Raw genomic sequence first — 19626 nt, forward strand, 5'->3', positions numbered from 1 at the left:
CTGATCAATTTACGGCTGGCATACGGCGTTCGACCAATTCGGCGAACCAGCTGCACCCGACCGGAATGGCTTCGTCGTCAAACTGATACTGCGGGTGGTGACACATCGCCGTGTCCCCGTTGCCCAAGAAAATGTAGGCCCCCGGCCGCTCTTCAAGCATGAAGGCGAAATCCTCAGCCGGCAGGATTGGATCCGTGTTGTCGTCCACTGCCGCATCTCCCACAACGGCCCGTGCGGCCTCCACGGCATATTCCGTTTCAGCTTCGTGGTTGATTGTGACAGGGTACCCGTCCTCCCAGACCACCTCCGCCGTCGCGCCATAGGCCAGCGCAGTGTGTTCGGCAATGGCACGGATACGCGCTTCGGCCACGGCACGATTGTCCGTGTCCAAGGTTCGCACGGTTCCTTTTAACTTTACTGTGTGCGCGATCACGTTGGAGGCCACACTATCGGTCTCAAACGTTCCGACGGTCACGACAACTCGGTGCACCGGATTCACTGTGCGGGCCACAATCGATTGCAAAGAAACAACGATCTGGCTCGCGACCAGCGTCGTGTCTATCGCCTCATGCGGCGCAGCCGCGTGCCCACCTTTGCCGGTCACCGTGATTTCGAATTCGTCCGCCGATGCCAACAAGGCGCCGGGGCGGATGGCAAATTCTCCTACGGGTATGCCTGGTGCATTGTGGAGACCATAGACTTCCTGAATACCCCAACGATCCATCATCCCGTCGCGGCACATTTCGCGCCCGCCACCGCCACCTTCTTCCGCAGGTTGGAAAATCAGAACGACCGTGCCATCAAAGTTGCGGGTCTCGGAGAGGTACTTGGCGGCGCCGAGCAGAATGGATGTGTGCCCGTCATGCCCGCAGGCGTGCATTTTTCCGTCTACGACGGACGCATACTCAAGACCTGTCGCTTCATGAATCGGCAAGGCGTCCATGTCGGCCCGCAAACCAATCACGCGGCCTTTGGTATCGGTCTTGCCTTTGATGACCGCGACCACTCCGGTCTGGCCAATGCCGGGCGTGATCTCATCCACGCCAATTTCCTTTAACCGCTCCTGCACGAATGCCGCCGTTTCATGCACGTCAAACATCAGTTCCGGATGTTTGTGCAGATGGTGACGCCATCCGGTGATCTCGGAATGCATCTCGGCAAGGCGGTTTCGAATTGGCATGACAAATCTCCCCATAAGTCGGCGCCCGCTCAGACTGAACGATCATTCAGTTACGTGCAAGGGGGGATTGTTCACAAATTAACGGATGAGCGGACGATGCGGAGAATTCCGGCAAGCCACAGCTGTGAGGATCAAATAATCGGCCCCAACTTCATCTTGGAGCCATCTGAAAACCGCGACAGCCTGAAGCGATGCAAATCGTGCCCGACATCTTTTCCGGTGACCAAGTCCGCCATCACACGGCCAAAGGCTGGGCCAATGCCAAATCCATGTCCGCACATACCTGTGCAAATACTCAATCCAGGCACACTTTCAGCGCGGTCCACGACCGGTACTATATCCGGCATCGTGTCGATCATGCCTGACCAGGCTTGTTTCATCTTTAGATCGCCCAATTGGGGAAACAGCGCCGAAAATCTGGCCAATGCCTTGGTCAGAGGCGGCATATGGGTCTTGGGGTTTAGCACGCGCATCCGTTCAAAAGGGCTTTCGTCACCCATGTTCCATTGCCGCTTTGTGCTCCATGCATCCGGATATCCCCACGGCGCGGCTGGCCTGTAGAAAGTGCCGGCCCAGTCTTCCTTCAACTGCGGCACAAATTTCGGCAGTGCGCGAAAGGCGTCCGGGCCGACAAACAACCGGTGCCAGCCGCCGGGGGCAATTGTAAATCCGCCGTCGGCGCGCCGCCGCCAGGCCAGTCCTGTCACTGCCGTAGCCGGAACATCCAAAGCGGCCGCGGGTTCGGTCGCCATCACCAGAGCCTGCACAGACAGTTGCGGGATTTTTACACCGTGTCGTCGCAAGAACAGAGACGACCATGCGCCACCGGCGACCACAACTTCCGCCGCCTTGATACGTCCGCGCTCCGTGGTGACACCCGCCACGCGCCCGGCCTCAAGGTCCAGTCCGCGCACGGCGCAATTCTCGACGATCACCGCCCCTGCCCGAACAGCCGCACGCGCCAACGCCGGCACCGCGATCCAGGGTTCTGCTTTCAAATCTGACGGAGTGTACAGCGCCCCCGCAAACCTCTGCGTCGCCCCCGGCAAGGTTTCCGCCGCTTGCGTCGCTGACAGCATCCGGCTGTCGACTCCGGAGGATTTGACCTGCGCGAGCCAGTTTTCGTACTCAGCGAGTTCGCGTTCGGTTTCCGCCAGATAGCTTATGCCGACGGTTTCAAGACCAAGATCCTCTCCGACTTCGGCCGCCAGTTCTTTCCAAAGCCGGTTGGCTTCCATCATGATCGGTAGTTCGGCCACGTCGCGGCCTTGCTGACGGATCCAGCCCCAATTCCGTGAACTCTGCTCAGCGGCAACCCGTCCCTTCTCAAGGACAACCGGTCGCAAACCTTTTTTTGCAAGAAAAAAGGCGGTCATCACACCGATGATCCCGCCTCCAACAATTGCCACATCCGCTTCCTTCGGGAGCGCTCCACCGTGTTCTACCGGCTGCTGCAACCCCAAAGGAAAGGCGCTCATCCCGCCAGCTCCGCCAGCAAGTCTCGCATGAATTTTTCGCCCGACTGAAACTGGGCAACAGACAGAAACTCGTCCGGTTGGTGTGCCTGAGCAATGTCTCCGGGTCCACAGATCACAGTAGAATACCCACCGTCCTGAAAATGCCCACCTTCGGTACCGTAGCTAACGACTCGCGAAGCGTTGTCCCCCGTCAGCCGGCGCACCAGCGCTTCGGCTTCTCCTGTCTCTTCCGGCAACAAGCCCGGGACATAGAATTTTTCGCCAAGCTCGATGAAGCTCTCTGGCACAACGGCCTGCATCTCGGCCTCGACTTCGGCTACCTTTGCCTTGAACCGCGCGATCCATTCGTCGCGGCTTTCATCCGGCACAATCCGGAAATCGAGCCCGAAACGGCAATCCAATGCCGTAATATTATGTGCGGTGCCGCCTTCAATCATGCCAACGTGAACGGTTGTCCATGGGGGCTCGAATGTTGCTGCAATCTCGCCGGGCGCCTTGGCGCGGTTCTCGGCGTTCATCTCGTTTGCCCATTCAATGAGCTTCGCGCCATACATGATAGCATTCACGCCGGTATGCATCAGAGAACTGTGCACCTCGAACCCGCGGACATGAACATCAAACCCCTGCCCGCCTTTGTGGCCTGTCACCGCGCCCATCATCGAAGGTTCGCCAACTATGGTCGCGCGGCCTTTTGGAAGGACTTTGTTCATGCTTTCAATCAAAGGTGCGGCGCCGGTACAGCCGATCTCTTCGTCATAGCTCAGCGCAATCTGTAGCGGCCGCTTCAGACCGGCGTAGCGGCCTTCAACCATTGCCCAGATTGCCAACGCGTCGAAGCCCTTCATATCGCAGGTCCCGCGCCCGAAGAGCTTGCCGTCTTTTTCGACAACTTCAAAAGGGTCGGTCGACCAAGGCTGTCCTTCGACGGGCACAACATCTGTGTGTCCAGACAACACAACGGCACCTTCGACGTTGGGCCCGACATGGGCAAACAGGCCGGCCTTCGCCGGGTCCGTTTCATGCGGATGGCGATAGCTCTCGATGCCGTGACTTGTGAGATAGCTCTCAACCCAGTCAATCAGAGGCAGATTGGTGTCGCTCGACACAGTCGGAAACGACACCAGTTTTTCCAGGATCGCGCGTGGGCTGAGGCGCTCAGTCATCGGGTCAGTACCCGCTGTCTGTGGTCAGCACAAAGTGCTCTGGCCCGACTTCGCGGTACTCGGACGGCGCCGCTTCGTAGTCGACCGGATGGATCGGGCTCGGGATCGGTTTGAAATTCAGGTCCTTTTCGGACTTTCGCTGACGCGGATCGGCGATCGGAACAGCTTTCATCAAAGCTTGTGTATAAGGGTGTTGCGGGTTCTCGAACACCGCGCGGCGCGGACCGATTTCAACAATGCGACCGAGATACATCACGCCAACATAATGGCTAACACGCTCCACAACGGCCATGTCATGGCTGATGAACACATACGAAATGCCCATCTCTGCCTGCAGTTCCATCATCAGGTTGAGAACCTGCGCCTGAACCGACACATCAAGCGCGGAAACGGCCTCGTCTGACACGATCAGTTTCGGATTCAACGCCAATGCGCGCGCAATGGCGATACGCTGACGCTGACCACCGGACAACTCGTGCGGATAGCGGCGCATGAAGCTGCGCGGAAGTTCAACGCGGTCAAACAGCATCTCGACCCGCTTTTGCAACTCTTCACCCGCGTGGGTTCCATAATTGCGCATCGGCTCCGACACCTGGTCCATCAACTGCATTTGCGGGTTCAACGACGCAAAGGGATCCTGGAAGATCATCTGCATCTGTTGCCGGGCCTTGTGCAGTTCTTTCGGGTTCAGGGCCATGATGTCCAGACCATCAAACTCGACATGGCCGGAAGTAGGTTCGACAAGTCGCAGCAAAGACCGACCGGCAGTCGACTTACCACAACCGGATTCGCCAACGAGGCTCAAAGTTTGACCTTTGTTGACTGTAAAAGAGATGTCCTCGACTGCGTGCACGTTCGCAACCGTGCGCCGCATCAGGCCACCTTTTACCGGGAAGCGCGTGACGAGGTTGGAAACCGTCAGGATCGGCTCGTTTGTTCCGGGGATCGGGTCAGTATTGTGTGTAGTGTCACCAAACAGCTTCATCGGGCTTGGAACATCCGTGCCCGTCATCTCGCCAAGCTTTGGCACGGCTGCCAACAAAGCCTTGGTATAGTCGTGCTGCGGATTCTCGAAGATCTCCTCGACGGTACCTTCTTCGACTTTGTTGCCGCGGAACATAACGACGACCCGATCCGCCATCTGCGCCACAACCGCCATGTCGTGGGTGATAAACATGACCGCGGTGCCCGTTTCGCGTTTCAAGCGGTCCATAAGGGCCAAAATTTCAGCTTGAATGGTCACATCCAAGGCAGTTGTTGGTTCATCCGCAATTAGAAGACGCGGTTCACAGGCCATTGCCATCGCGATCACGACCCTTTGGCGCATACCGCCGGAGAGCTCGTGAGGGTATTGTTTTAAACGGCGTTCCGGTTCCGGAATACGCACCTGACGCAGCAATTCCAGCGCCCGCGCCTCAGCTTCGGACTTTGACAGCTTTTTGTGCAGCCGCAGGCCTTCAGTTAGTTGTCGGCCAACCGTGAACACCGGATTGAGCGCTGTCATCGGTTCCTGAAAGATCATTCCGATCTCGTTACCGCGAATCGTGCGCATCAAATCCTGATTGGTTTCGCGCAGGTCTTCCTCGCCGCCTTCCTTGCGATCAAACAGCAATCGACCGCCGGCAATATCGCCTCCGCCGAACTCCACCAGACGCATCAGAGACAGGCTGGAAACGGATTTTCCGGATCCGGATTCTCCAACGATACAAACGGTTTCGCCCGGATTGACCTTAAAGGACACATCCTCGACGCCCACCACAGGACCGTCTTTTGTTTGGAACTCAACACGAAGGTTTTCGATCGAGGCGATGGCGTTGTCCAGCATCCCCACAACTCCCAGTTTTTTGTTTTTTTGTCTTTGGCGGGACGCTACTGGCAAGAATTGCAAAGGTCAAACACCCCCCAAAACGCCAATTTGTGTACCGCTTTTCGCACCCTAACCCCAAGTTAGTTCCGAAACGAGCGCTTGCATTTTCCGGTTTGCTGGTCTGTGATGCGGGCAGTCGAGAGGGGACTTGAACAATCATTCAGCGTTGCACACGAACGATTCGGTGCGCGGTCTCTTCCTGACAACAAACAAATGGGCGGAAACAATCCGCCTGAATTGCGCGGGCAACCGCGTTCAACATGGAGTGAGACATGAAAGTTAAAACTTTGATGCTTGGCGCTGCAGCAGCATTCGCACTGGCCCCCGCGGCCATGGCGGAGCGCGGCTCGGACGGCCACGTAAACATCATCTACTGGCAGGCGCCTTCGATCCTGAACCCGTATCTGTCGGGTGGTACCAAGGACATCGAATCGGCATCGCTGACCATTGAGCCGCTGGCCCGCTACGACGAAACCGGCGCTCTGGTTCCGTTCCTGGCCCAAGAGATCCCGACTGTCGGCAACGGCGGCGTTTCCGAGGACCTGACCAGCATCACATGGAAGCTGCAGGAAGGCCTCGTTTGGTCTGACGGTTCCGCTGTAACCTCTGCTGACGTTGTTTTCACCGCGGCATACTGCATGCACCCCGAAGGCGGCTGCGCACAGGCATCGTTCTTTGATGGCGTAGACAGCGTTGATGCGATTGACGACCTTACCGTCAAAGTAACCTTCTCCGCACCGAAGCCGAACCCGTATGGTCCGTTCGTCGGCGGTCAGTCCCCGATCATCCAGAAAGCTCAGTTCGAAAACTGCATGGGTGCAAAAGCGCCTGAGTGTACTGCTGAGAACTTCGGCCCGATCGGCACAGGCCCGTTCGTTGTAACCGACTTCCGCACCAACGACGTGATCCAGTTCGAAGCAAACCCGAACTACCGTGATCCGGCGAAACCGGCATTCGCAACCGTAACCTTCAAAGGTGGCGGCGACGCAACCGGCGCGGGCCGCGCGGTTCTGGAAACCGGCGAATTCGACTACGCATGGAACCTCCAGCTGGCACCCGACGTGATCGCCAAGATGGAAGAAGGCGGTAAAGGCAAAGCCATCGCAGGCTTCGGTCCGCTGGTTGAGCGTCTGGAAATGAACCTGACCAACCCGTCGTCCGATCTTGCGGAAGGCGAGCGTTCCACCGTTGCGCACCCGCACCCGTTCCTGTCCGACATGAACGTGCGTAAAGCGCTGTCCATGGCGATCGACCGCGAACTGCTGGTTGAGATCGGCTACGGTAAAGCAGGTAAAGTGACCTGTGACGTGGTTCCGGTTCCGGCCAACTACGCTGCAAACAACGACTACTGCATGACGCAGGACATCGCTGGCGCAAACGCCCTGCTGGACGAAGCCGGCTGGGTTAAAGGCGGCGACGGCATCCGCGCGAAAGACGGCGTCAAGCTGTCCATCCTGTACCAGACCTCCACGAACGCCGTTCGTCAGGACTTCCAAGCCCTGATCAAACAGTGGTGGAGCGAAATCGGTGTTGAAACCGAGCTGCGCAACCTGTCCGCATCCGTATTCTTCGGCGGTGACCCGGGTTCCCCCGACACCTTCCAGAAGTTCTATGCTGACGTTGAGATGTATGCGAACACCTTCAACGGCACCGACCCTCAGCAGTATCTGGCGGCCTATCGCTGCGGCAACGAGCCGAAGCCTGACAGCCAGTGGCAGGGTGAGAACATCAACCGCTTCTGCGATCCTGCATATGACGCTCTGATCGACGAGCTGGCCCAGACCGGCGACATCGAGAAGCGCGGCGAGATCGCGAAGAAGATGAACGACATGCTGACCAAAGACAGCTACACCATTGTGCCGCTGGTGCACCGTGGTCGCGTGTCCGCACACGCCAACAGCCTGGGTGGTGTCAAACTGAACGTTTGGGACTCCGAGCTGTGGAACGTTGCAGACTGGTATCGCATGAAGTAATGCGACTTGAGAGGGCGGGTCTTCGGACTCGCCCTCACTTTATCGGCCACGTGCAGGCAGGTCGCTGCGCATTGGCTCAACTAAGAAAAACAGACGCATAAAAAAAGGCGCCACTCATGCTGACCTTCACAATACGGCGGTTGATCCTCGCGATCCCGACGCTCCTCTTTATCTCACTCGTCATCTTCCTGTTGCTAGAACTGGCACCGGGCGACCCGATGGCTCAGGTCCCGCTGACCGTGCCACCGGAAGTCAAAGAGAAGATGCGCCAGGCCCTTGGTCTCGGCGAACCGATGCATGTCCGATACTGGAAATGGCTGGTCCAGTTCTTCTGGGTAGAGCCGCAGGTGATGTTTGATCACTACTTCGGCACCACTTTTTCCGAAGACAAACTCCGCATCATCTCTTGGCAGCATCGCGGCCCCGTCATGGACGTGGTCGTAGAACGCCTGCCGCAAACCCTGTGGGTTGTTGGCATGTCCTACATCGTAGGCATCCTGATCGCCCTGCCGATCGGCATCTATTCTGCCTACAAACAGTATTCGATCTTCGATCAGGCCGGTACATTCATCACCATGATCGGCTACTCCATCCCGCCGTTCTTCACCGGCCCGCTGGTGATCGTGATCTTCTCGGTGAATCTGGGGTGGTTCCCGTTCATCTATGACACGACCCACGAGGTGACCGATTGGGACAGCTTTGTCTATCAGCTGCGTCAGATGATCATGCCGGTAATGGTACTGGCACTGCAGACCACCGCCCAGATCAGCCGCTACATGCGCGCTTCGATGCTGGACAACCTCAATCAGGACTATGTGCGCACAGCGCGTGCCAAAGGCCTGAGCGAGAAAGTGGTCGTGCTGGTTCACGTACTGCGCAACTCGATGATCCCGGTTGTGACCGTGATTGCTCTGGGTCTTCCGGCGATCTTTGGCGGCGCAATCATCACCGAACAAGTGTTCTCGGTGAACGGCATCGGCGGTCAGCTGATCGGCGCCATTCAGGCCAACGACCTGCCAACTGTGCAGACACTGACCTTTATGTTCGCCTTCCTGATCGTGTTCTTCAACCTTATCGCAGACGTGCTCTACGGTATTCTTGATCCGAGGATCCGCTATGACTGATATGTCCAACACGGAACCGACCACCCCACCGCACAGCCAATGGTACGACGTGTGGCACCAGTTCAAGGCGCACAAAGGCGCTCTGCTGGGGGGAATTGTCTTCATTGTAATCGTGTTCGGGGTCTTCGTTGGCCCGTGGCTCTGGCCGTATGACGCGACATACATCGACATTCGCGCCCGCAACCAAGGCCCAAGCTGGGCACACCCGTTCGGCACCGACCAACTTGGGCGGGACACGCTAGCGCGTATGATGGCGGGCGGACAGACCTCGATTGCAGTGGGCCTGACAGCCATGCTGCTGGCACTTGGTCTGGGCAGCTTTGTGGGCATCATGGCCGGCTTCTTCAAGAAGCTTGACGGCCCGTTGATGCGCCTGACTGACCTGTTCCTTGCTCTGCCAATTCTGCCGCTTCTGCTGGTGATGATGATGCTCTTCCGCGAACCGCTGTCGGCGGCCGTTGGACCAGAGCGAGGTATCTTCATCCTGATCGTGGTCGCCATCGGCATCACCTCCTGGATGCCCACGGCACGGATCGTGCGCGGCGATGTGTTGGCCATCAAGGAGCGAGAGTTTGTTCTTGCAGCCCGCTCCATCGGGACGTCCAACCGCCACATGATCACACGCCACATCCTGCCCAACGTTCTGAGCCCTATCATGGTCTCGGCAACGCTTGGGATCGCGAACGCGATCATCACAGAGTCGGCCCTGTCGTTCCTCGGCCTTGGCTTCCCACCGGACTTCCCGACTTGGGGCCGCCTGCTGAACGACGCGGTTCAATACCTTCAGGATTATCCGGAACGCGTGTTCTGGCCCGGTCTCGCAATCTCGCTGACCGTGCTGAGTGTGAACTATCTTGGCGACGGTCTCCGCGACGCACTTGATCCGCGCATCCGCGGTCGCTGAGGCAGAAGAGATGACATCGAAAGGGCCGGAGCGCATCGCTTCGGCCCTTTTTCTTTGACACTGCGCTGAACGGACCGGACCTAGATACGCGCCTTGATACGCCGCACCATCCACCACACTGCCAAAACCACCGGCAATGTTATTCCCGCAGTCATCATCCCTTTGGAAATTCCCAACGGGCCAGCAAGCGGGTACACCAGATACCCTACGAGAGAGACTGCATAGTAGCTGATCGCCACCACGGACAAGCCTTCGACAGTCTCCTGCAATCGAAGGGCCAGATCAGCACGCCTGTCCATACTTTCCAGCAACGCCTGGTTTTGGGCAGATCGCGCGACCTCGACCTTGGTCCGCAAAAGTTGCCCTGCCCGCCCTGCCCGATCCGCCAGCGACATCATTCTGGCTCGCGTCGATGCGACAGTGCGCATTGCGGGGTCATAGCGGCGCGACATGAACTCCCCGAAAGTCTGACGCCCCTCAAAACGCTCCTCGCGCAAAACGGTAATACGCTGATTGACAATCGCTTCGTAAGCTTCTGTCGCGCCAAACCGAAAGGACGTGTCTGCAATAAGCTTTTCCAGATCGCCCGACAGGTCCAGTAACCGTTCCAGCGTGCTGTCCGCACCTTCATCATCGCTGCGAAGCTGACCCATCAGCTTACCTGCCTCTGCTTCCAGCGAGCCCAGATCGGCCGCGATGTTTTTTGCCCGGAAGTACCCCAACATCGACATGGTCTTGTAAGTCTCGATCTCACACAATCGCTGCACAACCCGCCCGATGCGACGGGCGCCCGTGGTGGCATCCACAAACACGGCCATGCATTGGTGTCCTGCCGTGTTAATGCGAAAATCCGTAGCAACAAGACAGGAGCGGTCAAGCACGTAGCACATCGCAATGCTTTCTGGCACAAACCAGTCCGAGAGCTCTGCAAGTGCCTTCTCTGGTGCCGGCATGCGGTCGACCCTCAGCAATGCAGAAGTGATGCGCTTGCCGGGAGCGGCATCCAGCCAATCGTCCGGAAAGACTTCAAAGTCTGCCGGATCAAAAGCGCGGGTACTCAACCGATCAATGAACACTGTGAAGGTCACAAACTCCGCATGCATCTCCCACTTCAGCGTATGCTTGCCCAACGCACAGGTGAAATGTGTGGCCCCTGGTTGCGGATGTGCGGCGCCAAAACGGTCCAGAAGGTTCGTCAAATGCGCCATTTCCGCATCTCGCGCCTGTCCCACTACGTCAGTAGGTGTCCGCAACGCGAGGAACACAGCAGTGCTCGGTGCCGTCAACGTCGGGAATGGTCGAGCGTGCAACTCATTGGCCAGCTTGTATCGCAGCGGATGATCTTCAATTGGCGGCATCGCACAGGTCTCCAAGGTTGGGGCACGATAGCGACCCTAGGTAAACCTGTAAAGAAATTATGCTTTTCAATAACTTAGCGGGATACCACGGTATACGGTTGGGCTTGTACGGGGGATTCTGTGGCGGAGATTGCTCCATTCCAAGCAAAAAAGGCGCTCCCAACCGGAAGCGCCCTCTCGTTTTTCTGCAATCCTTGCGATGATCAGTCGATCATCGTCAGCAGCTTGTCCAGGCTGGCCTTGGCGTCACCGTAGAACATGCGTGTGTTCTCTTTAAAGAAGAGCGGGTTCTCGATGCCCGAATAACCGGTGCCTTGCCCACGCTTGGACACAAACACCTGCTTGGCTTTCCAGCACTCCAGAACCGGCATGCCGGCAATCGGAGAGTTCGGATCTTCCTGCGCCGCTGGGTTCACGATGTCATTGGAGCCGATCACGATGGCCACATCCGTTTCCGGGAAGTCATCGTTGATCTCGTCCATTTCCAGCACGATGTCGTATGGCACCTTCGCTTCCGCGAGCAGAACGTTCATGTGACCTGGAAGACGCCCCGCAACCGGGTGGATTGCAAAACGCACGTTCTTGCCCTTGGCGCGCAGACGACGGGTCAGTTCCGCCACGTTCTGCTGTGCCTGAGCAACGGCCATGCCGTAGCCCGGGATGATCACAACGCTGTCGGCATCGTCCAGCGCGGCGGCAACGCCATCTGCTTCGATGGCGATCTGCTCGCCTTCCACTTCCATGGCCGGACCTGTCGAACCGCCAAAGCCGCCCAGGATCACCGAAACGAACGAACGGTTCATCGCCTTACACATGATGTAGCTGAGGATCGCACCGGAAGAACCTACAAGCGCCCCCACAACGATCAACAGGTCGTTGCCGAGCGAGAAGCCAATCGCAGCTGCAGCCCAACCGGAGTAGGAGTTCAGCATCGACACAACCACCGGCATGTCTGCACCACCGATACCCATGATCAGGTGGTAGCCGATGAACAATGCCGCAATTGTCAGGATCAACAGCGGCAGGATCGCGCCGGAGTTCAGGTACCAGATCAAGCAGGCCAGCGACAAAGCCGCCGCACCAGCGTTCAGCATGTGGCCGCCAGGCAACTTTTCAGCCGCCGAAGTCACCTTGCCCGACAGCTTGCCATAGGCAATCACGGACCCAGTGAAGGTCACCGCACCGATCCAGACACCAAGGGACAACTCAACAAACAGAATGTTGATTTCGATGGCGGATTTCTTGGCGATCAGCTGCCCGAACGAACCAAGCTCTTTCACAGCTTCCATGCCAATAGCATTCGCAGCGGCAGCATTGCCAATCTCGAAATGTGCGTTGAAACCAACAAACACAGCCGCCAGACCAACCAGCGCGTGCATGCCTGCCACCAGTTCCGGCATCTGGGTCATTTCGACCTTGGACGCCAACTGGTAGCCAATCGCACCACCTGCAAGGATCAGTGGCACCGAAAGGAACCACAGGCCCGAGCCCGGTCCGATCAGCGTGGCGAAAACCGCCAGCGCCATGCCGACAATTCCATACCAAACCGCGCGCTTTGCGCTTTCCTGATTGCTCAGACCACCCAGAGAAAGGATGAAGAGGACAGCGGCAACAACATAGGCCGCAGTAGTGAATCCAATCATGTTTCCCTACTCCTTAGGATTTCTGGAACATGGCGAGCATGCGCCGTGTCACGAGGAAGCCGCCGAATATGTTGATCCCGGCCATAAAGACCGAGGCCGCGGCAAGCAGGATCACAAGGAACGACCCGGATCCGATTTGCATCAGGGCGCCCAAAATAATGATCGACGAAATCGCGTTGGTCACGGCCATCAAAGGTGTGTGCAGCGAATGTGCAACGCCCCAGATCACCTGGAAACCTACAAAACATGCCAGCACAAAAACGATGAAGTGCTGCATGAAGCTCGCTGGAGCCACCAGACCCAGAAGCAGGATCAAGGCACCGCCGCCACCCAGCAACATCACCTGCTGTTTGGTCTGCGCCTTAAAGGCCGCGACTTCGGCCGCGCGCTTCTCTTCCGGCGTCAGTTCCGGCACAACCTCTTTCGGCTTGGCCGCGATCGCCTGAACTTTCGGCGGCGGCGGCGGGAAGGTGATCTCGCCTTCGAACGTCACCGTCGCGCCGCGGATCACGTCGTCTTCCATGTCGTGGTTGACCTGACCGTCTTTTTCCGGCGTCAGATCTGCCATCATGTGGCGGATATTTGTCGCATACAGGCTGGAGGACTGTGCCGCCATCCGACTCGGGAAGTCGGTGTAACCAACGATGGTAACTCCGTTATCGGTCACCACCTTTTCGTCCATCACCGTGCCTTCGACGTTGCCGCCACGTTCGGCTGCAAGGTCAACGATCACAGAACCCGGCTTCATGCTCTCGACCATATCTTTGGTCCAGAGGATCGGTGCCGCGCGGTTCGGGATCAGGGCAGTGGTGATCACGATGTCCACTTCCGGTGCCAGCTCGCGGAACTTGGCCAACTGCGCTTCGCGGAATTCGTCGGACTGAACAGAGGCATAGCCGCCTGAAGAAGCGCCATCCGCCTGTTCTTCCTCGAAGTCGAGATAGACGAACTCTGCACCCATGGACTCAACTTGCTCGGCCACTTCGGGACGAACGTCAAATGCCAGAGTGATGGCGCCCAGCGACGTCGATGTACCAATCGCGGCCAGACCGGCAACACCGGCACCGACAATCAGAACTTTCGCCGGCGGAACCTTACCCGCCGCAGTTACCTGCCCGGTGAAGAAGCGGCCGAAGTTGTTGCCTGCTTCGATAACCGCACGGTAGCCTGCGATGTTCGCCATAGACGACAGCGCATCCATCTTCTGGGCTCGCGAAATACGCGGAACCATTTCCATGGCAATCACGTTTGCGCCTTTGGCTTTGGCTGCTTCCATGCCTTCTTCGTTGCCCGCAGGGTTGAAGAAGGAAATCAGCGTCTTGTCGCTGGTCAGGCGTTTGAGCTCGGTCGCGTCCGGCTGGCGCACCTTGGCCACGATGTCGACAGCCTTCCACAGACCGGCAGCGGTCTTGATGACTTCGACGCCTGCGTCCTCGTAGGCCGCATCCGTGAACCCGGCATTGGCACCAGCACCCGCTTCTATCGCGCACTCGTAGCCCAGTTTCTGGAGTTGTTTGGCGGAATCCGGTGTCATCGCGACCCGGTTCTCTCCGTCAAACACCTCTTTGGGTGTTCCGATTTTCACCTTTCTTATCCCCCTTAGGTCCTGGAGTAATAATATTTCACGCAGACAATGCTGCACTTGCAGAAAGTTTTAACGCCACCTGAATTGCTGCACAAGCAAACAGAGCGCCTCCCGTATTTCTGCGACGCAACGGCATCACACCCACCGTCGCACTTTTTCGCAGTATTTTGCGAAATCCATGCGAAAAGTTCGGCGTAGTCGGTTCTCTTCCGGAATGACAAATCGTCTTTCCAGAAACCATAAAAACAAGGGTACTAGCGGCAACGACAAAACAGCATCCCAGTATAGGATCAAGCCCGCCAGAACCATTACATCGCCCAAATAAATCGGGTTGCGCGTACGGCTGAAAATACCGGATTGTACCAACCGAGCGCTTTCATGATGGGGGTGAAAGGTCGTTTGCTGTCGCCGCATTTCGTAAATTGCAAGCGCCATGAGCAAGATGCCCCCACCGACCAGCAAGCCGCCAAGCAGGTCTGCCCAGATCGGCCCAAACGACAATCCAAAAGAAAAACGGTGCGCCTGAACCCATGCAATTGCCACTGCCATAGCAAGCCAGACTGGCGGCAAGTCAAACGGCCGACTCCGAGTCTCGGTCATGCACAGGCTCCTCTACTGGCTTGCGGCGCTTCGTGCACCTGGGTCCGACGCCATGCGTCTCCTTCGGTTTAGCGATGTTTGAAGGCGACGCAACGACCCAAAACGCTTCGAAAGGCAAAAAGGACAGAAACTCTGCACTTTTTTGTCATTCAGGACTGTGTTCGCGCAATGAACCTGTCACAGAACAGGGTATTTACGACACAAAGTGACGGAACGGCGTTTGCGCCACATCCGCTTGTCTCTCAGAACAACGCGGCTCATCCTGCCTCCAACTGAACAAGGGAGAAGATCATGTCTTTGCAAGGCAAACACGCATTGGTTACCGGAGGCGGCACCGGTATTGGCCTCGCCATCGCGCAGGCTCTGGCGGCTGATGGAGCACAGGTCACAATCACCGGCCGTCGCCTGGAGGTTCTGCAAGAAGCAGCGACCGACAACATTCACCCAATGGCAATGGATGTCGCGCAGGAAGAGTCCGTGGTAGATGGTATTGCCGCAGCCGTCGCGGCCCGAGGTCCGATCCAAATCTGCGTAGCCAATGCCGGCGTCGCCGAAGGCCGTGCACTGCACAAAACCGACATGGCCTTCTGGCGCAACATGATGTCCATCAACGTGGACGGCGTGTTTTTGACCATCCGTGAAAGCCTGAAGTCAATGAACCAAACGGATTGGGGTCGCGTGATGGTGATCTCTTCGATCGCCGGCCTGCGCGGTCTCAAAGGCGGCCCTGCCTATTCCGCGTCCAAACATGCGGTAAACGGCATGATAAAATCGCTGGCGGCGGACTACGCGCGCAAGCCAATCACGTTCAACTCGATTTGCCCTGCTTATGTGGAAACGCCGATCATCGACCAAAACATCGAAAGCATCATGGCCCGCACTGGCTGTACCGAGGAAGAAGCGCGCCACATGATGGTTGGCGTGAATCCGCATGGGCGTCTGATTACTCCTGAAGAAGTTGCCCATGCGGCAATGTACTTGTGCTCAGACATGGCCGACTCCGTACGCGGCCAAATGGTGCAAGTTTCCGGTGGCGAAATGTAAGCAAACTGCCGGGCTTTGGCCCGGCAAACGCTCACCGACGCTGTGCAGACGCAATACCGACGTTTTGCAGACCCCGATTTAGGCAGATCTAAGGACCGACACCGGCCGCTTTCCCTCAGCCCAGGCGTGCACAGCGCGACCGAAGGATTCGAAAAGCGGTCGGCTTACCGGATCATTTGCAGCGTCCCACTCGGGATGCCACTGTACTGACAGTGTGAAGCCCGGCGCACCGTCGATATAGACCGCCTCTGGTGTGCCGTCCGGCGCGTAACCATCGATCAACACCCGACTACCAGCGCGCTTTATCCCTTGCCCATGTAGTGTATTGGTCATCACCTCTTGCGCGCCAAACAGGCGGTGGAAGACACCATTCTCGGAAAACTTCACCATGTGGCGCAGAGCGAATTTCTCTTCCAGCGTTCCGTCCGGTGGCATCCGGTGATTGTCCCGACCGGGAAGGTCGCGAATTTCGGGGTAGAGACTACCACCCATCGCCACATTAACCTCTTGAAAACCCCGGCAAATTCCAAAAAATGGCTGCCCATTTTCAACGCAAGCTCGCACCAGGGGGAGCACAATCGCATCCCGCGCACGATCAAAAGCACCATGCGCTTCGGTGGCCGCTTCTCCATATTCTTCCGGATGTACATTTGGTCGGCCACCGGTCAGCAGAAAGCCGTCGCATGTTTCCATCAATTCTTCGATCGAGACGAAACGCGGGTCCGCCGGAATGAGCAGCGGCATACAGTCAGAAACGCTGGCCACTGCTTCCGAGTTCATCTCCCCACCCGCATGGGCAGGGTATTGGTCATTGATCAGATATTGGTTGCCGATGATACCGACGACTGGGCGCGCCATAAGAGCCTCTTTGCTTGCTGTGCCGCCCAACATAGGACGGCGAAGCACACAGTAAAACCCCCTGCCCCGCTGCGTCAGATTTCGCCGGTCAACCCCGCCGCTTCGATGCCCGCCATTGCAGCGATTGCATCATTTTCAGACGTGTCTCCGGTTACGCCGACCGCACCAATCACGGCACCTCTTTTATCCCGTACCAAAACACCGCCAGGCACCGGCACTACTTGGCCGCCATACACACCATTTACAGCGGCCATGAAATAGGCTTGTTGTTCCGCCCGCGCCATTTGCGCGGTACCCGCCATTCCCAACATCACGCTTCCGTATGCCTTGCCGTGCGCGATCGCAAAACGCCCCGGCGCGGCGCCATCGGAGCGCTCGAACGCAATCACATGCCCTCCGGCATCCAGTACCGCCACCGAAAGAGGCTTGAGCTCCAGTTCCTTGCCCTTTTCCAGAGCTTTCCGAATTATTGCCCGGGCTTTCCCTTGTGAAATTATCATGTCTTTCTCCCTAAACAAAAAAGGGCCAGAGCAATGCCCTGACCCTAAGATTAAGCTTGTGCTTTCAGTTCGAGCCGCCGCGCGTGCAGAACCGGTTCCGTATACCCGGAGGGTTGAACTCGCCCTTTGAAAACAAGATCGCATGCCGCTTGGAATGCCACTCCTGAGAAATCCGGAGCCATCGGTCGATAGCTTGGGTCGTCTGCGTTCTGGCGGTCGACGACAGCGGCCATTTTTTGCATTGCCGCCATTACTTGCGGCTCGCTAACAACGCCTTGATGTAGCCAGTTTGCCAAGCCTTGGCTGGAAATTCGGCAAGTTGCGCGGTCTTCCATCAATCCAACATCGTTGATGTCCGGAACCTTTGAGCATCCCACCCCTTGATCGATCCAGCGAACAACATAGCCAAGTATGCCTTGTGCGTTGTTTTCAATTTCAGCGGCAATCTCCTCTTCGGAAAGATTCTGTCCCTCCATAACGGGAACAGTCAACAAATCGTCGAGGGTACCACGCGCACCAGCCGCCTTGATCGCCTCCTGCTGTGCCAGCACATCCACCTCATGGTAGTGCGTTGCATGCAGAGTTGCTGCCGTCGGCGACGGCACCCAAGCACAGTTAGCACCAGATTTCGGGTGCCCGATTTTCTGTTCCAACATCGCGCCCATCAAGTCGGGCATAGCCCACATTCCCTTGCCGATCTGTGCTTTACCTTGCAGGCCGCACGCCAGGCCAATGTCAACGTTGCGGTCTTCGTACGACAGGATCCATGGCGTTGTTTTCATTTCCCCTTTGCGCAGGAATGCCCCTGCTTCCATCGAGGTGTGAATTTCGTCACCGGTCCGGTCGAGAAAACCTGTGTTGATGAAAGCCACGCGCTCTTTAGCGGCGCGGATGCATTCCTTGAGGTTGGCCGAGGTGCGGCGTTCCTCATCCATAATTCCCATTTTGACGGTATTTCGCGGCAGGCCGAGAATGTCCTCCACCTTGGCAAATATTGCATCTGAGAATGCAACTTCTTCGGGTCCGTGCATTTTGGGCTTCACAACATAGACAGAACCGTGCTCCGAATTACCGCCCTGGGCCTGCAAATCGTGCATCGCGATCATTACGGTCACCAGCGCATCCATCAGGCCTTCGCCAATCTCGTTTCCGTCGCGATCGAGGACCGCTGGGTTGGTCATCAGATGGCCAACATTGCGAACCAACATTAGAGAACGGCACTTAACCAAGAAACCGGCACCATCAGGAGCAGTATAGGTTGCATCTTCATGCAATTTGCGTGTGAACGTCTTGCCGCCCTTTGTAACCTCTTCAGCAAGATCGCGCTTCATCAACCCTAGCCAGTTGCCGTAGGCCACAACTTTATCTTCAGCATCGACGCAGGCCACGGAGTCCTCGCAGTCCATGATGGTGGACATAGCGCTCTCAAGGTTCACGGCGGCAATTCCCGCCGGATCGGTTTGTCCAGGACCCACTTTCGGGTTGATTAGTATTTCAATTTTCAGGTGGTTGTTTTCCAGCAGGACACCTGTCCAATCATCCTGCTGCATGTGTCCAAGATATTTCCCCGCGTCCGAAAGCGCCACAGACCCCGACTCCGTTTCGAGCTCCAGAGTGGCGCCCGCCGATATCGACTTTACCTCTGCCCACTTGGCGCCCTTGAGTGGTACCGCTTTATCCAGAAAGGCTTTGGCCCAAGCAATTACCCGCGCGCCACGCGCTTCGTCATATCCGCCACCAGTGGGCAAGTCGCCCAAAGCATCCGTGCCATAGAGCGCATCATAGAGATTTCCCCAACGCGCATTTGCCGCATTCAGCGCAAACCTTGCGTTGGTAATCGGCACCACAAGTTGCGGGCCGGGAATTGCTGCAATCTCCGGATCGACGTTGGAAGTCTCGACCGAGAAATCGGGACCTTCGGGAACCAGATAACCGATTTCCTCCAGAAATCCTTTATAGGCGACTGCATCGTGTGGCTTGCCTTTGTGAGCAAGGTGCCAACCGTCAATTTGCTGTTGGATTTCTTCGCGTTTCGCTAAAAGGGAGCGGTTTTTGGGGCCAAAGTCGTGCGCCAGTTCGCTCAAGCCGTCCCAAAAAGTCTCGGCGGAGACACCGGTTCCTGGCAAAGCGCGCCCTTCGATGAACTCCACCAGCTCCGCAGCGACCTGCAAACCCTGTTTTTCAATCCGCTTTACCATTGCGCCTCTCCCTGATTGGTGTCTCTCCTGCCTTTCCCATTAGAACATGAGTTTCCGATAGGCAACAAAACTGGTCTATTTTCTTTACCAAAAGCATTTTCTTGAAAATCACGAAGGAAAGCCGCTGCTTTCTTGAGCACCCGAACAATAC

At 57.1% G+C, this 19626-nt stretch carries 15 protein-coding genes; 4 read left to right on the plus strand and 11 right to left on the minus strand.

The annotated features are described in order from the left end of the window. Nucleotides 1-4: 4 nt before the first annotated feature. The 4 genes from BXY66_RS10490 to BXY66_RS10505 all read right to left on the minus strand — a co-directional run bounded on the left by BXY66_RS10490 (nucleotide 5) and on the right by BXY66_RS10505 (nucleotide 5646). Nucleotides 5-1180 (minus strand): M20 aminoacylase family protein, encoded by a 1176-nt coding sequence (locus BXY66_RS10490; RefSeq protein WP_132860054.1) that lies wholly within the window; start codon nucleotides 1178-1180, stop codon nucleotides 5-7. 131 nt (nucleotides 1181-1311) lie between these two features. Beyond that, nucleotides 1312-2658: an NAD(P)/FAD-dependent oxidoreductase gene (locus BXY66_RS10495; RefSeq protein WP_132860055.1), complete on the minus strand. Its 1347-nt coding sequence runs from the start codon at nucleotides 2656-2658 to the stop codon at nucleotides 1312-1314. Next, nucleotides 2655-3821, minus strand: a complete 1167-nt coding sequence (argE, locus tag BXY66_RS10500; RefSeq protein WP_132860056.1) for an acetylornithine deacetylase — start codon at nucleotides 3819-3821, stop codon at nucleotides 2655-2657. The genes BXY66_RS10495 and argE overlap by 4 nt, the downstream gene beginning before the upstream one ends. A 4-nt stretch (nucleotides 3822-3825) precedes the next feature. Next, on the minus strand, nucleotides 3826-5646 hold the full coding sequence (locus tag BXY66_RS10505) for an ABC transporter ATP-binding protein (RefSeq protein ID WP_132860057.1): 1821 nt from the start codon (nucleotides 5644-5646) through the stop codon (nucleotides 3826-3828). A gap of 314 nt (nucleotides 5647-5960) precedes the next feature. Here BXY66_RS10505 and BXY66_RS10510 point away from each other — a divergent pair, with 314 nt between their 5' ends. From BXY66_RS10510 to BXY66_RS10520, 3 genes are all read left to right on the plus strand, one after another. Beyond that, entirely contained in the window at nucleotides 5961-7661 is a 1701-nt protein-coding gene (locus BXY66_RS10510) for a peptide ABC transporter substrate-binding protein (RefSeq protein WP_132860058.1), read from the plus strand. A 116-nt stretch (nucleotides 7662-7777) separates the two neighbouring features. Then, nucleotides 7778-8785 (plus strand): ABC transporter permease, encoded by a 1008-nt coding sequence (locus tag BXY66_RS10515; protein ID WP_132860059.1) that lies wholly within the window; start codon nucleotides 7778-7780, stop codon nucleotides 8783-8785. After that, a complete protein-coding gene (locus tag BXY66_RS10520; protein WP_132860060.1) occupies nucleotides 8778-9689 on the plus strand; it encodes an ABC transporter permease in 912 nt (303 codons plus the stop codon). Before BXY66_RS10515 ends, BXY66_RS10520 begins: the two co-directional genes overlap by 8 nt. A gap of 80 nt (nucleotides 9690-9769) precedes the next feature. Here BXY66_RS10520 and BXY66_RS10525 read toward each other — a convergent pair whose 3' ends face one another. From BXY66_RS10525 to BXY66_RS10540, 4 genes are all read right to left on the minus strand, one after another. Next, on the minus strand, nucleotides 9770-11047 hold the full coding sequence (locus tag BXY66_RS10525; protein ID WP_132860061.1) for a DUF3422 family protein: 1278 nt from the start codon (nucleotides 11045-11047) through the stop codon (nucleotides 9770-9772). A gap of 203 nt (nucleotides 11048-11250) precedes the next feature. Continuing rightward, complete coding sequence (locus BXY66_RS10530; RefSeq protein WP_132860062.1) at nucleotides 11251-12690, minus strand: NAD(P)(+) transhydrogenase (Re/Si-specific) subunit beta; 1440 nt, start codon at nucleotides 12688-12690, stop codon at nucleotides 11251-11253. A gap of 13 nt (nucleotides 12691-12703) precedes the next feature. Beyond that, on the minus strand, nucleotides 12704-14275 hold the full coding sequence (locus BXY66_RS10535) for a Re/Si-specific NAD(P)(+) transhydrogenase subunit alpha (RefSeq protein WP_132860063.1): 1572 nt from the start codon (nucleotides 14273-14275) through the stop codon (nucleotides 12704-12706). Nucleotides 14276-14410: 135 nt separating this feature from the next. Beyond that, on the minus strand, nucleotides 14411-14875 hold the full coding sequence (locus BXY66_RS10540) for a methyltransferase family protein (protein ID WP_132860064.1): 465 nt from the start codon (nucleotides 14873-14875) through the stop codon (nucleotides 14411-14413). A 291-nt stretch (nucleotides 14876-15166) separates the two neighbouring features. Between BXY66_RS10540 and BXY66_RS10545 the strand changes: the two genes are divergently transcribed. Further along, nucleotides 15167-15919, plus strand: coding sequence for an SDR family NAD(P)-dependent oxidoreductase (locus tag BXY66_RS10545; RefSeq protein WP_132860065.1), 753 nt, complete (start codon nucleotides 15167-15169; stop codon nucleotides 15917-15919). Nucleotides 15920-15997: 78 nt separating this feature from the next. Here the strand turns inward: BXY66_RS10545 and BXY66_RS10550 are convergent, their stop codons facing one another. The 3 genes from BXY66_RS10550 to BXY66_RS10560 form a co-directional block, all read right to left on the minus strand. Beyond that, nucleotides 15998-16777 (minus strand): gamma-glutamyl-gamma-aminobutyrate hydrolase family protein, encoded by a 780-nt coding sequence (locus tag BXY66_RS10550; RefSeq protein ID WP_132860066.1) that lies wholly within the window; start codon nucleotides 16775-16777, stop codon nucleotides 15998-16000. A 74-nt stretch (nucleotides 16778-16851) separates the two neighbouring features. Then, the gene (locus BXY66_RS10555; protein WP_132860067.1) at nucleotides 16852-17277 is read right to left on the minus strand and encodes a GlcG/HbpS family heme-binding protein; all 426 of its coding nucleotides are present in this window, start codon (nucleotides 17275-17277) and stop codon (nucleotides 16852-16854) included. A gap of 50 nt (nucleotides 17278-17327) precedes the next feature. Then, a complete protein-coding gene (locus tag BXY66_RS10560; protein ID WP_132860068.1) occupies nucleotides 17328-19475 on the minus strand; it encodes a malate synthase G in 2148 nt (715 codons plus the stop codon). Between the last annotated feature and the right edge of the window lie 151 nt (nucleotides 19476-19626).

Origin of the sequence: Shimia isoporae (genome assembly GCF_004346865.1) — a bacterium.
In the GTDB taxonomy this organism is placed as follows: Bacteria; Pseudomonadota; Alphaproteobacteria; order Rhodobacterales; family Rhodobacteraceae; genus Shimia; species Shimia isoporae.